12 protein-coding genes are annotated in these 14,380 nt (G+C 52.6%); all 12 read right to left on the minus strand.

What is annotated here, in order from left to right; genetic code table 11:
* Nucleotides 1–29: 29 nt before the first annotated feature.
* Entirely contained in the window at nt 30–1,766 is a 1,737-nt protein-coding gene (locus ACX1DY_RS12305) for an NADH-dependent [FeFe] hydrogenase, group A6 (RefSeq protein WP_458964486.1), read from the minus strand.
* Between the two features lie 16 nt (nt 1,767–1,782).
* Complete coding sequence (gene nuoF, locus ACX1DY_RS12310) at nt 1,783–3,660, minus strand: NADH-quinone oxidoreductase subunit NuoF (protein WP_458964487.1); 1,878 nt, start codon at nt 3,658–3,660, stop codon at nt 1,783–1,785.
* Nucleotides 3,661–3,702: 42 nt separating this feature from the next.
* Nucleotides 3,703–4,203, minus strand: coding sequence for an NADH-quinone oxidoreductase subunit NuoE (nuoE, locus tag ACX1DY_RS12315; protein ID WP_458964488.1), 501 nt, complete (start codon nt 4,201–4,203; stop codon nt 3,703–3,705).
* Nucleotides 4,204–4,311: 108 nt separating this feature from the next.
* On the minus strand, nt 4,312–6,603 hold the full coding sequence (locus ACX1DY_RS12320; RefSeq protein WP_458964489.1) for a thiamine pyrophosphate-dependent enzyme: 2,292 nt from the start codon (nt 6,601–6,603) through the stop codon (nt 4,312–4,314).
* Nucleotides 6,604–6,623: 20 nt separating this feature from the next.
* Nucleotides 6,624–7,616, minus strand: a complete 993-nt coding sequence (locus ACX1DY_RS12325) for a 2-oxoacid:acceptor oxidoreductase family protein (protein ID WP_458964490.1) — start codon at nt 7,614–7,616, stop codon at nt 6,624–6,626.
* Nucleotides 7,617–7,705: 89 nt separating this feature from the next.
* A complete protein-coding gene (hydE, locus tag ACX1DY_RS12330) occupies nt 7,706–8,755 on the minus strand; it encodes a [FeFe] hydrogenase H-cluster radical SAM maturase HydE (RefSeq protein WP_458964491.1) in 1,050 nt (349 codons plus the stop codon).
* 178 nt (nt 8,756–8,933) lie between these two features.
* Nucleotides 8,934–9,518, minus strand: coding sequence for a GNAT family N-acetyltransferase (locus ACX1DY_RS12335; protein ID WP_458964492.1), 585 nt, complete (start codon nt 9,516–9,518; stop codon nt 8,934–8,936).
* Between the two features lie 49 nt (nt 9,519–9,567).
* On the minus strand, nt 9,568–10,350 hold the full coding sequence (locus ACX1DY_RS12340) for an MBL fold metallo-hydrolase (protein ID WP_458964493.1): 783 nt from the start codon (nt 10,348–10,350) through the stop codon (nt 9,568–9,570).
* A 166-nt stretch (nt 10,351–10,516) separates the two neighbouring features.
* Nucleotides 10,517–11,590 (minus strand): sulfate ABC transporter substrate-binding protein, encoded by a 1,074-nt coding sequence (locus tag ACX1DY_RS12345; RefSeq protein ID WP_458964494.1) that lies wholly within the window; start codon nt 11,588–11,590, stop codon nt 10,517–10,519.
* A 77-nt stretch (nt 11,591–11,667) separates the two neighbouring features.
* Nucleotides 11,668–12,732 (minus strand): sulfate/molybdate ABC transporter ATP-binding protein, encoded by a 1,065-nt coding sequence (locus ACX1DY_RS12350; RefSeq protein WP_458964495.1) that lies wholly within the window; start codon nt 12,730–12,732, stop codon nt 11,668–11,670.
* Between the two features lies 1 nt (nt 12,733).
* Complete coding sequence (locus ACX1DY_RS12355) at nt 12,734–13,531, minus strand: sulfate ABC transporter permease subunit (protein WP_458964496.1); 798 nt, start codon at nt 13,529–13,531, stop codon at nt 12,734–12,736.
* Nucleotides 13,528–14,343, minus strand: coding sequence for a sulfate ABC transporter permease subunit CysT (gene cysT / locus ACX1DY_RS12360; protein WP_458964497.1), 816 nt, complete (start codon nt 14,341–14,343; stop codon nt 13,528–13,530). Before cysT ends, ACX1DY_RS12355 begins: the two co-directional genes overlap by 4 nt.
* Nucleotides 14,344–14,380: the final 37 nt, after the last annotated feature.

The following is a 14,380-nucleotide window of genomic DNA, read 5'->3' on the forward strand; positions in this document are numbered from 1 at the left end:
TCAAAGTTTTGTGCTACGGAAGCATAGGTTTAAAACCTGGAACGCGTCACATAATGCGTGTGCAGCAATTCATGTGCAAGGTGACTGTTAGGCGCACCCAGGAACTCTTCATAAAGAGCTTTTATATAAGGATTGTGATGTGATTTACGGACCGTCTGAGCCTCATCCTCCGTGTAAATGGCTTTTGCCCGTTCAGCTTTAATATCAATCCGCTCGGAGGTTCCCGCATCCACGATCGGCTGGCCGCCACCTGTAATACAGCCGCCGGGGCAGGCCATTACTTCTATGAAATCATAGCTTTTCTCGCCGCGTTCCATCGCTTCCATCAGCTTGCGCGTATTGCCTAGACCATGAACAACAGCGGTACGAATCTTCTGGCCGCCCGGCAGCTCAATAACATTTTCCTTGATTCCGTCCATTCCCCGGACAGCAGTGTATTCGATAGTCTCCAGCTCCTTGCCTGAGGTGAATTCGAACACGGTACGCAGCGCAGCTTCTGCAACACCGCCGGTTGCACCAAAAATAACGCCCGCACCAGAGCCTTCGCCAATCGGATTATCGAACGCTTCATCCTTCAGGTTAGCAAAGTCGATTCCCGCTTCTTTGATCATCGCCGCAAGCTCGCGGGTCGTCAGTACCCGGTCGACATCCTGCAGCCCTTCATGTGACAGCTCTTCCCGCTCACCCTCGAACTTCTTGGCGGTACAAGGCATGATCGAGACGACGACAATATTCTGCGGATCAAGCCCCACTTTCTTGGCGAAAAAGGACTTAACCATTGCACCTTCCATTTCATGCGGTGATTTGCAGGTAGACAGATTACCCAGCATATCCGGGAAATTATGCTCCATAAATTTAACCCAGCCTGGACAGCAGGACGTCATAAGCGGCAGGTACTGTCCGCTGGTGAGACGGGAGATCAGCTCCGTGCCTTCTTCCATAATCGTCAGGTCCGCACCAAAGTTCGTGTCAAATACTTTATCGAAGCCAAGCTTTCGCAGGGCTGCAACCATTTTGCCGGTCACGCGGGTGCCCACGGGCATCCCGAATTCTTCTCCAAGGGCAACACGTACAGCAGGCGCTGTCTGGACCACCACATATTTGCCTGGATCTGCGAGATCATTCCACACCTCATTGATGCTCTCATGCTCACTAAGGGCGCCTACGGGACAAGCCATAATGCACTGGCCGCAGTTAACACAGGTTGAATCCGCAAGTGAGCGGCCGAACGCGGTCGAGATCACCGTATCAAAGCCGCGCCTAGCGAAGCTGATCGCCCCCACAGTCTGCACAGTACCGCAAGCCCCGACACAACGCCCGCAAAGGATACATTTGGACGCGTCACGAACAATGGATGGGGAAGTATAGTCCTTCTCCTGGCTCGATTTTTCACCGGTGTAACTCACCTTGCGGATATTGAGATCACTGGAGACGGTTTGCAGCTCACAGCCCCCGCTGCGGGAGCAGCTGAGACATTCCTGGTTATGATCGGACAAAAGCAGCTCTACGGAGGTTTTTCGGGCATCCCGGACCTTCTTGGTGTTCGTCCGGATGTTCATGCCCTCCTCCGCGATCAGCGTACAGGAAGCAATAAGCCTTGGGCCGACTTCAACCACGCACACCCGGCAGCTTGAAGAATGGTTGATCCCTTTCAAATAACACAGGGTCGGGATATGAATGCCCTGAGCACGGGCTGCTTCGAGAACCGTTGTCCCTTTGGCGACTTCCGCCTCGATGCCGTCAATCATTATTTTAATGGTATCCACTTGATCACTCTCCTCGTCAGACTATCGCTACGGCTTTGAACTTGCATACATCGAAGCAGACACCACACTTGATGCAGGCCGCCGTGTCGATGACAAACGGTTCTTTCATTTCGCCGGAGATCGCATCACTAGGGCATTTTTTCGCACAGAGGCTGCAGCCCCGGCATAGCTCAGGATCAATTTGATAAGAAATCAGGGATTTGCAGACGCCAGCCGGACATTTGTTGTCGGCAATATGGGCCATGTACTCTTCACGAAAATATTTAATCGTAGACAATACCGGATTGGGAGCAGTCTGGCCTAACGCACACAGGGATGCATTCTTGATCTGGAGCGAGAGGTCCTCAAGCTTCTCCAGATCCTCGATACTGCCTTTACCTCCTGTGATCTTATCGAGCAATTCAAGCAGACGTTTCGTCCCTATGCGGCAGGGCGTACATTTACCGCAGGACTCATCGCGTGTGAAATCCAGGTAGAACCTTGCAACGTCAACCATACAGGTATCTTCGTCCATGATGATCATGCCGCCGGAGCCCATCATCGAGCCCAGACTGGTCAGTGTATCAAAATCAATGGTGCAGTCCAAATGCTCTTCCGTCAGACAGCCGCCGGATGGACCGCCGGTCTGGACAGCCTTGAATTTTTTGCCGCCAGGAATCCCGCCGCCAATTTCAAAAATAACTTCGCGCAAGGTTATGCCCATAGGAACTTCGACCAGGCCGGTGTTCACGACCTTTCCGCCCAGGGCAAATACTTTAGTGCCTTTAGACTTCTCGGTGCCGATGCTTGCATACCATTGTGCGCCGCGCAGAATAATTTGGGCAATATTAGCCAGTGTTTCAACATTGTTGATGATTGTCGGCTGCCCCCACAGACCTTGAACAGCCGGAAAAGGCGGCTTGGGCGTCGGCATCCCCCGGTGGCCCTCAATCGAGTGAATCAAAGCCGTTTCTTCACCGCAGACAAAAGCTCCAGCGCCCAGCCGCACATCAATGTTGAAGGCAAAGCCGGTTCCAAGGATATTATCACCGAGCAGCCCATACTCACGGGCTTGGTCAAGCGCTTTCATAAAACGCTCAACAGCGATGGGATATTCTGCACGGACATAGATAAAACCTTGGTTCGAACCAATGGCATAACCGGCAATAACCATAGCTTCAATCACAGAGTGCGGATTGCCTTCGAGGATCGAGCGGTCCATAAATGCCCCCGGGTCGCCTTCGTCCGCATTGCAAATGACATACTTCTGCTCCTTATCCTGCTTCGCGGCGAATTCCCACTTCAGCCCCGTGTTGAAGCCGCCGCCGCCGCGCCCCCGGAGACCGGACTGCTTAATCGTATCAATTACCTCTTGGCGGCTCATGGTCTTCAGCACTTGGTCCAGCGCTTTATATCCGCTACTGCCGATATACTCATCAATATTTTCCGGGTCAATGACACCGCAGTTGTGCAGGGCGATCCGCACTTGTTTTTTGTAGAATTCGGTTTCTTCAAAGTTGAGGATTTCGCCGTCCTGCTTGGTCTTCTCGTAAATTTTCTTCTCATACGGTTTTCCTTGCAGCAGATGCTCTTCAACCAGCTTCGGAATATCCTTAACCTCTACGCGGCTGTAAAAAATCCCTTCCGGGTATACGATAACAACTGGACCAAGCTCGCATAGGCCGAAGCAGCCTGTACGCACGACCTCCACCTGTTCCTGAATGCCGTGATTTACTATTTCCTTGTTCAATTCAGCGATGATTTTATTGGAATCCGAAGATGTGCATCCCGTCCCCCCACACACCATTACGGATCTGAACTTGATGGAATCAGCGGATTCTCCCGTGATTTTCCGGTTATCGAGACGACCCTGCGCGAGCGTTTTGATTGCATCAAGATCCGTTACAAGCTTCATGCCCATACCTCCCGTATCAAATGCGCCTCTAGCGCAAGATCATCATTTGTATTCCTTCAGAATTTTCGGAATGCTATTCGGAACCAGCCGTCCATGCACCTTCTCGCCAATGGTCATGACAGGCGCAAGGCCGCAGGCTCCAAGGCAGCGGGTCGCTTCAAGCGTGAATTTGTTGTCCTCTGTAGTTCCTTGTACAGGCACTTTAAGCTCCGTGCTCAGACGGTCAAGCACACCTTGTGCGCCTTTGATATAGCAAGCTGTCCCAAGGCACACATGGATCACATTTTCCCCTTTAGGAGTAAGTGAAAAGAAATGATAAAACGAAGCCACACCATAGATTTCACTCATGGGCAAGTTAAGCTCTGTGGACACGATCTGGAGCACATGCTCCGGCAGATAGCCGTAGATATCCTGAATTTCGTGGAGCACTGGAATCAGCGCCCCCTTGAGCATTTTGAACTGAGTGATTGCCAACTGTACCTTCATAAGCTTCTCGTCAGCTTCGGCTACGCCTCCGCAGCTCTTGGCCTGTTGATGTTCCATTAAGAACGCTCCCTCCACTCAAAGTAAAGATTTGGGCTCAGTTATTTAAGAATGCAGCATCTTTTGCGGAAATTCGGATATAATGTATTGAGAATGATTTTCAATTACCTAGAGCAATGAATTCTCGTGTCTGAGCTTCAGCCTGCTCCAGCGGCGCTCGATTTCGGCTTCGAAGCTTTGCAGCAGCTCTTCATCCTTCAGCAGATGTTTGGTTTTACCCATTCCCTTCAGCCATTCCACTGCCGGGATGCGCTTGCCCTTAAGTTCCGGGTTGTATGTGATATTGGTGATGCCCTGCTCAATTTCATATAACGGGAAGAAGCAGGAATCAACAGCCGCTTTCACCAGGTCATGGCCGCTATGGTCAGAGGTTCTCCAGTTCAACGGGCAGGCGCAGAGAAGTTTGCCGTAGGCAGTACCCACATTATTGGCGTACCACTGGGCTTTAGCTGCTTTTTGCAGCAAATCCTGCGGATTGGATTCAGCACCGGTGAACACATAAGGGATGTTGCAAGCCGCCAGAATTTGCGCTGTATCCTTGTGATGGCCCTTTTTGCCCTTTTGCGTTTTCCCCACCCCTGAGGTGCTGGTCAAGTGACCTACTGGCGTGGAGTAAGACAACTGCGAACCGGTGTTCATGTAACCCTCGTTATCGTACTCAAGGATGATCATCTTATGGTTGCGAAGTGCCGCACCTATAGTTGCGCCCATCCCGATATCCATTCCCCCGTCGCCGGATACCATGATGAAGGTAACATCGTCGCTGACCTGAACTTCGCCACGGTGCTTCAATTCGTAGAAGGCATCGACCATACCGGCCAAGGTAGCTGCACCGTTCTGGAACAAGTTGTGTACAAAGGTCTGGTTATGTGAGGAGTACGGATAACTTGCGGTTACAACATACGCACAACCTGTTTGGAACAGGACCACCATGTCGCCTTCGATTCCTTTGAAGAACAGCTCCAGTGCAGAAAGTGCGCCACAGCCGGGACAGGCGCCATGTCCGGGAGCCAGACGATGCGGCTTGGCAGTCAGTTGCCGGAGCGGCGGAAGCTTAACCTTCAGCAGACCGGTATCTTCACTAGGTGTCACTTGGATGAGGCCGCTCTTGTAGGCGCCGCCATGCAGCGGTTCATGAACCGGAACAAGTGCATCCTTGGCGTCCCCCGGGTAATGACCATGATAGTCAAAAGGCTTCTCGGCATAGCCCTTTTCTGCCGCCTCTATAGCTAGTTTAAAGAATGCTTCTGCGTCATCTGCATAGAAATCCTTGCCACCGAGACCAAAGATGCGGGAGAGGACGATCGTCTTATTGTCTGGATCTACTTGAAGTGCGGAGCGGATTTCGTGAGTCAGATTGCCGCCTTTGGCTCCATACGAGTCTGCACGTTCACCGACAAGCAGCGCCTTGACGTTCTTGAGGGCTTGGCGTAGCTGTTCAGCCGGGAACGGACGGATAATGTTCGGACGAACCAGCCCTGCTCTGATGCCTTTGGCACGAAGCGCGTCAACGGTATCCTTGGCGGATTCTCCTGCCGAGTTGAGCAGGAACACCGCTACTTCGGCATCATCCATTCGATACAGGTCGAGAACCGGATATTCACGTCCTGACAAAAGAGCATACTCGCGCGCAACTTCCTCATAGACCTCACCCGCTTTTTCCAGCGCTTCGGACAACTGATAGTGGTTATTCAGCAGGTCATCGCCGCCCATATGCGCACCAATGGTTACCGGACGGGATGGATCTGAGACATTCGGATAATTGTGATTGGGATTCGGACCTACAAAATTCTGAACGACTTCGTTCGCTTTGAAGTATTGTACCTTGCGTTTTTGGTGGGAGGTGAAAAAGCCGTCATAAGCAACGATCACGGGCAAACGTACCTTAGAATGCTCGGCAATTTTGAGTGCCATGATGTTCATGTCATATACAGCTTGCGGTGTACTGGCCGTCAGGATGACCCACCCGGTATTAAGACCATAGTACAAGTCAGAGTGATCCCCGCGAATATCCAGCGGTCCGCTGACAGCACGGGTAACGAGGTTCAGCACCATTGGGAAACGTGTCCCGGACTGGGTGGGGAGCTGCTCCAGCATATACAGGAAACCTTGGGAGCTGGTCGCATTGATGACGCGCGCTCCCGCCATAGCCGCACCGTAGCATATCCCGGCAGAACCATGCTCGCCATCCGCTGCGATCAGTTCAATATCGTGCTGTCCCCTAGCTTTCATCTGGTCCAGGTATTGGGCCACTTCCGTGGAAGGTGTAATCGGAAAGTATCCCATGATGTGGTAATTAATTTGAGCGGCAGCGGTAGCCGCCATTTCATTGCCGGATTCGAAGCAGGTAACCTGCTCAGCCGGTACTGTCTCTGCTTGTGTATTTTCACTAATAGACATTGTCGTATCCTCCCTTTCCATTACTTGAACACTTGGGCTACGCGATGTTGCTCGGCAAAACCAACCTCTTCCCGGATACTGGTGAGGGCTTCTGTCGGGCATACTTCGATGCATTTCAGGCAGCCTTTACAGTATTGATAGTCGATGCCAAGCAGAACCTGCTGCGGCCGTCCACGCTTGTCTTCGCTTTCTTCCCAGACAAAGCAATTGTCAGGGCACACATTGTCGCATGCCGCGCAGCTAATGCATGACTCAGTATCAAGTACTGGCAGCATGCCTGCACGCGAGCCGCTCAAATCCTTGAGAGTACTATTGCCCTGAGCCATAATCACGCCGCCGGGGAGCTGTGTCTCATAACCAAATGGAGATCTGGCACGGATAAAAGGAACTGCTTCAGTGCCTGCCGGTACTTCATACGTTTTAAATTTCACTTCATTGTAGCCGCGGTCAAAGGTGCGGATGTTCGGCTCCACCAGGTGCGGATATTTCTTCTCAAAGGTTCTGCGGATCACCTTGCGCATGGCTTCGGGATCAAGGAAGTCGCAGATACGGAACATAGCGCCAAGCATAGAGGTATTTACTTTTGTCTTCTCTTCAACGGCAATCCCCATAGCATCTACCAAAGCAACCGTACCGTATTTCAGCTTCAGGTCTGCCCGCACATCGTCAAAGTCTCGCGTGGTGTTAACCAGAACAACTCCATCCGGCTGCATGCCGCTAACCACGTTAACCGTCTTGTACAGCGCTTCATGAAAAACCGCTACCAGATGGGGCTCTTCAATTGGACTGTGGTCCCTTATCTCAACCTCCGGGTCGCAGAAGCGAACAAAGGTTTTGATGGGAGTGCCTTTTTTCTCGGAGCCGTAAGATGAGAAGTTGGATGCATTGAAGCCAAGTTCAAGCGCGCCAGTCTCGGCAAGCATTTTACCTGCAAGGTTGGCCCCAAGTCCGCCGATGGATTCCAGACGGATTTCGTAAAAGCCAAGCGCATTCATTTTCGGCAAAGATGACATTAAATCTCCTCCTTAAAGCTTTGTCAGACCATAAAACGTGAAAATATTCACTTAAAGCGTAAAAATGATGCCCGCAGCATTCGCTTTTATCAGGTGTGCGAAATGAAGCTGCAGTGATCCCCTCTGCTGAGTTCAATCTTAAATCCGGCGGCTGCGATTCTCATTTCGATACAGCTCCTGCAATGTGCGGCTTCGTCGCCCATACAAATCTTGTTCTCATAGAGGGCATATTTCTCGCGCACCTTCAGGGGGGACAGAATAGGCATAACAACATTGCTTCCTGCCAAAAGCGCCTTCTCCCTACCTTCTCTATCAAGAGTCCCCATGGCCGTAGTAGCAGGCATCAGCGCATCCGGAATAAGCAATCTCGCCATAGCAATCATCACGAGTGTGTCTTCAACGGTTCCGCCTTGAGCAGCTTTTAGAGGAGTTGCGCTATGCGGGATGAATGGTCCGATGCCGATCATTTCCGGATGGAGCTCTTTCAGAAACAGCAGATCCTCTGCAAGATGCTCATGGGTCTGACCCGGAAGTCCTACCATGAATCCGGCTCCCACCTGGTAGCCAATCTCCCCCAGTGTCCGCAGGCAGTTCACACGGTTGTCATACGACATTCCTGGATGCAAAGCTTGGTACAGCGAACGTGAAGCCGTCTCATGCCGAAGCAAATAACGGTCGGTCCCTGCATCAAAAAGCGCACGGTAAAAAGCTTCGCTTCGCTCTCCAATGGACAGGGTAATTGCCGCATCAGGATAACGGGCCTTCATGTTCTTGACTACAGAGGTCATCCGTTCTTCCGTAAAATAAAAATCTTCGCCGCTCTGTAAAACAAACGAACGATATCCGAGGCGGTAGCCCTCTGTCACACACTCCAGAATCTCTTCCTCCGTCAGCCGGTAACGCTCTGCCCTGGAGTTCGATCTGCGCAGACCGCAGTACAGGCAATCCCTTTTACAGAAGCTTGAAAATTCAATCAGACCCCGAATAAAAACGCTTTCATTGTAATGCTTCTTCCGGGTTTGCGCCGCCAAATCAAACAACCGATACTTGAGATCAGGAGTCAAATGCTTAAGGAAATAAATTATTTCTTCCTTAGTCAGCTCATTCTGCTCAAATAATTTGCCAAGCAAATCTCCCATCGGGCATATTCCTCCATCCCATATGGCTGAACGAATTACTATACACTATGCTGGGGTTATGGGTTAAATGACGGCTTGATTCGATCATTTTTGTTAATCCGGATTTTAGAAAAAGTACAAAAAAACAGCGGGCATCCGCTAACCGGAGACCCGCTGTCTATCCGCAATATAAAGTTATCTAAAATTCAGCTCCGCGCACCTTCGCATACACCTTCGAGTCATGCAATTCCCCATCCATGCCACGGGTGCTGAGCCGCAGGATGCCGTCCAGTGTAAAGCCCGCCCGCTCGGCAACGGCAGCGCTTTTGGCATTGCGCCCGCTGCAGCGGATTTCGATCCGGTTCGCTTCAAGCTCCCTGATGGCAAAATCTACAACCCCATTCACCGCCTCGGTTATGTATCCATTGCCCGCGCAAGAGGTTCTAATCCAATATCCGGTCTCAAAACAGCGTGCCCCCCAATCAATGTGGTGCAAGCCGCTGCAGCCAAGGAACTTCCCGTCTGTTTTGTGAAAAATAAGCATGTTCAACTGTGTGCGTTTGAGAAAATTCAGCCGCGACTCCCTGACGAATTGCTCGGATTCCGTAAGGGGCGGCATGCTTTGGGCAAAAGGCATCCACGGCTTCAGCTCCTCCAGACTCTCCCTGATCGCCTCGTTTACCGCTGCCCCATCTCCCCACAGCGGAGCACGTACCAGTAGACGTTCAGTCTCAAAGCTCTCAGGAAAATCAAGCATAAGCGGAATGAAGGATTCGGAATTCATAGTAGTATTACGCCTCCTGTTCGGATTAAGATTTCCTAAATGACACTCCTCAAGCTTCCTCGCGACTTAGCTGAATCTGCTTCCCCGTTACCGCGAGCGTAACATTCTCCGGCAAAATGTAGTCTTTTCTCAAATCCACATCATGCGACATGTGTGTGTACACGGCCCGGTGCGGACGCACAATCTCCAGCAGCTCCGCCGCCTCCGTCATATCGTACACAGAACGGGTGGACAGCTCCGCCGATTCATAATAAAAGCTCGTCCCCAGCACCAGCAGATCAGCTCCCTGCATCCGCTTCGTCTCCTCCGGCGTGAGGGAAATGGAGTCCGGGCAATAGACCCAAGCGTAGCCGTTCTTCTCCAGCCGGTAGGCGTAAGAATATCCGTTCTTGCCGTGGTTAACCCGCCAGGTGCTGATCTGCCAGCCGTCAAGCGTAAGTCCGTCATCGCAAGGAATCATATCCATGTGGCTGCCAAGCCACGGATATTGCCGCTGTATAACAGGAATCACCTCCGCCGGGGCGTACAGCTCTCCCCTATACCCCATCCAGCGGCAGCTATCCGCCCATTCCGGCAGTCCGCCGATATGATCGAAATGGGCATGCGTCACCAGCAGCCTGCGCATGCTGCGCCGTCCCTGCATTTCCATCTGCCGCCGCCAGTCGGGACCGCAGTCAATCGCCCAAAAATCACTGCCGTTATCTATAAGCACGGAGGAGCGCAGCCGAATATTTTGCCCGCTGCTTCTTGCTTCCGTACAGGTCTCACAGTTGCAATACACCCGGGGTACACCCATAGCATCCCCAGTCCCCAAAAACACCAATGTGTCCATAAGCCAGCTCTCCCTTTTACCGTCACGGATGTATATATATCTTTTTATTATAGTACAGGTTCGCGAACCCAAACAAATAAAGAGCTGCCCCGTCCACAGTAATGCTGCGGATGTGACAACTCTTTTAGCGATGACTCATATCATTCCACTACACATGCTCCAAGCTTCAATCAATCCCGGCCAGCACCTGATACCAGACTCCCCGCTTGGAATACAGTGTTGAGCGCACTTTATCCCAGCCGCCGAGATAATTGATATCGAACAGCCCCGCAGGAACGGGGTATCGGTCCTCATGCTCCGCATAGACCATCTTATCTACAGGACGGAAGCCGTATTTAGCAAAAACCTCCTGCGCCTGCGGCGTAGTCAGGAAAGTGACCAGCGCCTCTGCTGCCTGGCGGGTACCGTGCTTATCAGCATATTTATCCACCACCGCTGCCGGGTTCTCAATCAGAATCGTATCCTTGGGGATAATCACCTCATACTCCACCCCTTTGGCGATCCGCGCCAGCAGCTCATTCTCATAGGTCACAATAACATCGCCCACACCATATTCAAAGGCTGCCATCGAAGCCCGCCCGCTTTTGTCCAGTGACTCCACGTTGGCATGTACGCTCTCCAAAAAAGCTTTGGCAGCAGCCGGGTCCTTCTCCCCCTTCTGCTCCTCAGACAGCTTCAGGCCCGCCCCATAGATGGCGTTGATGTCCCATTGCGCTCCGCCGGAGGTCTTCGGATTGGGATAGAGCACCTTCACTCCCGGCTTCGCTAGATCGGTGAAATCATGAATGTTCTTCGGATTGCCTTCCCGCGTGCCCAGCGCCACCACCGAGCGGGTCACCATTCCCTTCTGGCCCCGGTCCTTCCAGGCTTTGTCTACAAGCCCCGCCTTAACAAGCTTATCAACATCGCCTTCCATAGCCAGCAAGGTTACATCCGCTTCAAAGCCGCCGGCAATCGCCCGCGCCTGGGTTCCCGAAGCCTCATAGGACTGCTGGAACGTGATGCGCTGTCCGGTCTTGGCCTTCCAGTCCGCCGCGAACAGGGGCAGAATTTCACCCATGGCATCCTTCGCCACACTGTAGGCTCCAATGACAAGCGTCAGATCGCCTTGCTGCGGACTCTCAGCCGCCGCTGAGTTGTCATTCCCATTCCCGCAACCGGCCACAGCCAGCGCGAGCATTGCCAGCATTAGGACAGCTAGCCATCCGTGCAGTTGTCTGCTCCTTTTGAAAAGCCTCATCCCGGCCACACATCCTTTGACAAGATACCCCCACAAAGTGGAGATTTGACTTCGAAGCTTACTCAGGTACCTATTTATTAGATGAATACCGGCATTGGATCTTCCTTCAATCCGTTCTCCTGAATCCAGCTCCGTTCATCATTGAACAGATAAGCACGGTGGACAAGTACAGCGATTTCCTGACCCGGTGTAAGAGTCTCCTTTTCCAGAGAGCGGTAAGTCACCAGCTTATGCCCGTTCACTTCCACCTCTACCAGCCATTCGCTGCCGCGGAAGTGCAGATGCTTCACGATGCCCTGCTCCGTGGCCGATGCCATTTTGAATTCGTGCAAATGCCCTACCTCAATATATTCCGGCCGGATCAGCGCCTTGGTCGGCTTGCCGCCGCCTGCGTCCTTGAAACCCTTCAGCTCGGAGGCACGCTCGATCAGCGTCGATTCTCCGATAAAGGTCGCGACGAACGGCGTCTTCGGCTCCTTATAGATATCCCAAGGTGTGCCCTTCTGCTCCAGGCGTCCCTGATTGATGATCATGATCTCATCGGCTACCTCAATCGCTTCGTCCTGGTCATGGGTTACGAAAATAGACGTGATGCCGACACGTTCAATCAGCTCGCGCAGCCAGGAGCGCAGCTCTTGACGGATCTTGGCATCAATCGCTGCGAACGGCTCATCCAGCAGCAGAAGCTGCGGCTGTGGCGCAAGCGCCCGGGCAAAAGCAACCCGCTGCCGCTGGCCCCCCGAAAGCTGATGCGGATAACGCTTCTCAAAGCCCTTCAGTCCGGTAAGCTCCACAAGCTCGGCTACGCGGTCCTGGATTACGCTTTTACTTACTTTCTTGACCTTCAGTCCAAACGCAATATTCTCATATACGGTCATATGCTTAAAGAGCGCATAGTTCTGGAACACAAAGCCGATCTCGCGCTCCTGCGGCGGAAGATGATTCACCGTCTTACCATGAAAAACAATCTCCCCGCTGTCCGGTGTCTCCAGCCCCGCCAGCATGCGCAGAATCGAGGTTTTGCCGCCGCCGCTTGGGCCAAGCAGCCCAATGAGATGGCCTTTGGTAATTCCGAAGTTGACGTCCTTTACGGCATGAAAATCTCCAAAATGCTTATCGAGTCCCCGGACTTCCACATGCATATCAGTGCACTTCCTTTCTTCTTTTGCTCCATTCCATAAGCAGCAGCAGACCTGCGGAGAATGCGGCCAGCACCAGCGCTACACCGCCCGCAGCCGTTACATTGAAATTCTCGACGTCCTGATATACCAGCGTGGTTGCGGTCTGGGTTTTGTTCATGATGTTGCCCGAAACGACCAGCACCGCCCCGAATTCACCCAGCGAGCGCGCAACCGTCAGGATCACGCCGTAAATCACCGCCCAGCGGATCGAAGGCCAGGTCACCTTCCAAAAGGTAGTCCAGCCGTACGCTCCCAGCGTCGAGGCCGCCTCCTCCTGCTGCGAGCCGATCTCCTGAAGCACCGGCATCACCTCACGCACCATTAAAGGGAAGGTTACAAAGAGTGTAGCAATAACCATTCCCGGAAAAGCATATACAATCTTCAGCCCGATTTGCTCAAATAAAGCGCCCAGCGCGCTGTCCGGACCGAGCAGCAGCACGATCATCAGCCCGCCAATAACCGGCGATACAGCATAAGGCAAATCTACGATGCTGTTTAGCAGGCTTTTAACCCGGTTGCCCAGCCAGTTCGCCCGCACCAGATACAGTGCCAGCATAATGCCGAACAGCGTGTTCAGCAGTGTGACCACTACCACAACGAATCCGGTCATCATCAGCGCGTGCAGCGCCTCCGGCCGCGTCAATGCATCCCAGAACCCGCCGAAGCCTTCGCTGAATGCGCCAATCGTCATTTTCCCCAGCGGTGCGGCAATCAGGAGGAAAAATACAAGGTAAGTGAGTCCAATCCATAATCTTCTCATGCTCTTCTCCCCCGCATCTGCAGCATATTGATCAGCCAGAGAATGACAAAGGACAAGGTTAACAGAATAATGGAGACCCCCGCAGCCCCCACCGGATTGTCACTTTCAACTTCACCGAAAATAAAAACAGAGGATACAAGCGTGCGGCCCGGAATGTTCCCGGCTACCAGCACGACGGCCCCGAATTCAGCCAGCGCCCGTGAAAATGCCAGCATGCCGCCGCTAATCATCCCAGGTGCCATAGAAGGCAAAATAATCTGCCGGAATACCCGGCTGCGCCCCGCTCCCATCGTATAAGCCGCTTCTTCCTCGGAAGGGTCAAGCTCCTCCAGCAGCGGTTGTACCGCCCGTATCACAAAAGGAAAGGTTACAAAGATCATCGCGATGACAATCGCCGGTTGATGGAACACAATTTCGAAGCCCAAGGACTCGGCCAGACCGCCGATCAGACTGCCCGGACCGAGCAGCAGCAGAATCATCAGCCCGCCAACCGCCGTCGGCAGCGCAAAAGGCAGGTCCACCAAGCTATTGAGCAGCGCCTTGCCAGCGAACCGGTAACGGATGAGCACCCAGGCAATCATCGTGCCGAGCAGCACATTAATAACAGTAGCAATAACCGCCAGCTTCAAAGTAAGCAGTACCGACTTCCAGGCAATCGGGTCGCTAATGCTCTCGGCAAAGCTGCCAAAGCCAAGCGAAAATGAGTTGTAATAGACACCCAGTATCGGCAAAACGATCAATATTACAAAATAAAGCAGGATCGTCGTGCGGAATCCCCAGGTCCAGCCTTTGTGTCTAAGCAGCGTATTCAAGAATCAATCCCCCCACCTCCGGCTTACCGGTCGGTAT

The sequence above is a fragment of the Paenibacillus sp. BAC0078 genome (genome assembly GCF_054483875.1).

Coding starts and splice junctions, on each gene's coding strand:
- nuoF (WP_458964487.1), bottom strand. CDS start 3,660: ATGAAGCTTGTAACGGATCTTGATGCAATCAAAACGCTCGCGCAGGGT.
- nuoE (WP_458964488.1), bottom strand. CDS start 4,203: ATGGAACATCAACAGGCCAAGAGCTGCGGAGGCGTAGCCGAAGCTGAC.
- ACX1DY_RS12320 (WP_458964489.1), bottom strand. CDS start 6,603: ATGTCTATTAGTGAAAATACACAAGCAGAGACAGTACCGGCTGAGCAG.
- ACX1DY_RS12325 (WP_458964490.1), bottom strand. CDS start 7,616: ATGTCATCTTTGCCGAAAATGAATGCGCTTGGCTTTTACGAAATCCGT.
- hydE (WP_458964491.1), bottom strand. CDS start 8,755: ATGGGAGATTTGCTTGGCAAATTATTTGAGCAGAATGAGCTGACTAAG.
- ACX1DY_RS12335 (WP_458964492.1), bottom strand. CDS start 9,518: ATGAATTCCGAATCCTTCATTCCGCTTATGCTTGATTTTCCTGAGAGC.
- ACX1DY_RS12340 (WP_458964493.1), bottom strand. CDS start 10,350: ATGGACACATTGGTGTTTTTGGGGACTGGGGATGCTATGGGTGTACCC.
- ACX1DY_RS12345 (WP_458964494.1), bottom strand. CDS start 11,590: ATGAGGCTTTTCAAAAGGAGCAGACAACTGCACGGATGGCTAGCTGTC.
- ACX1DY_RS12350 (WP_458964495.1), bottom strand. CDS start 12,732: ATGCATGTGGAAGTCCGGGGACTCGATAAGCATTTTGGAGATTTTCAT.
- ACX1DY_RS12355 (WP_458964496.1), bottom strand. CDS start 13,531: ATGAGAAGATTATGGATTGGACTCACTTACCTTGTATTTTTCCTCCTG.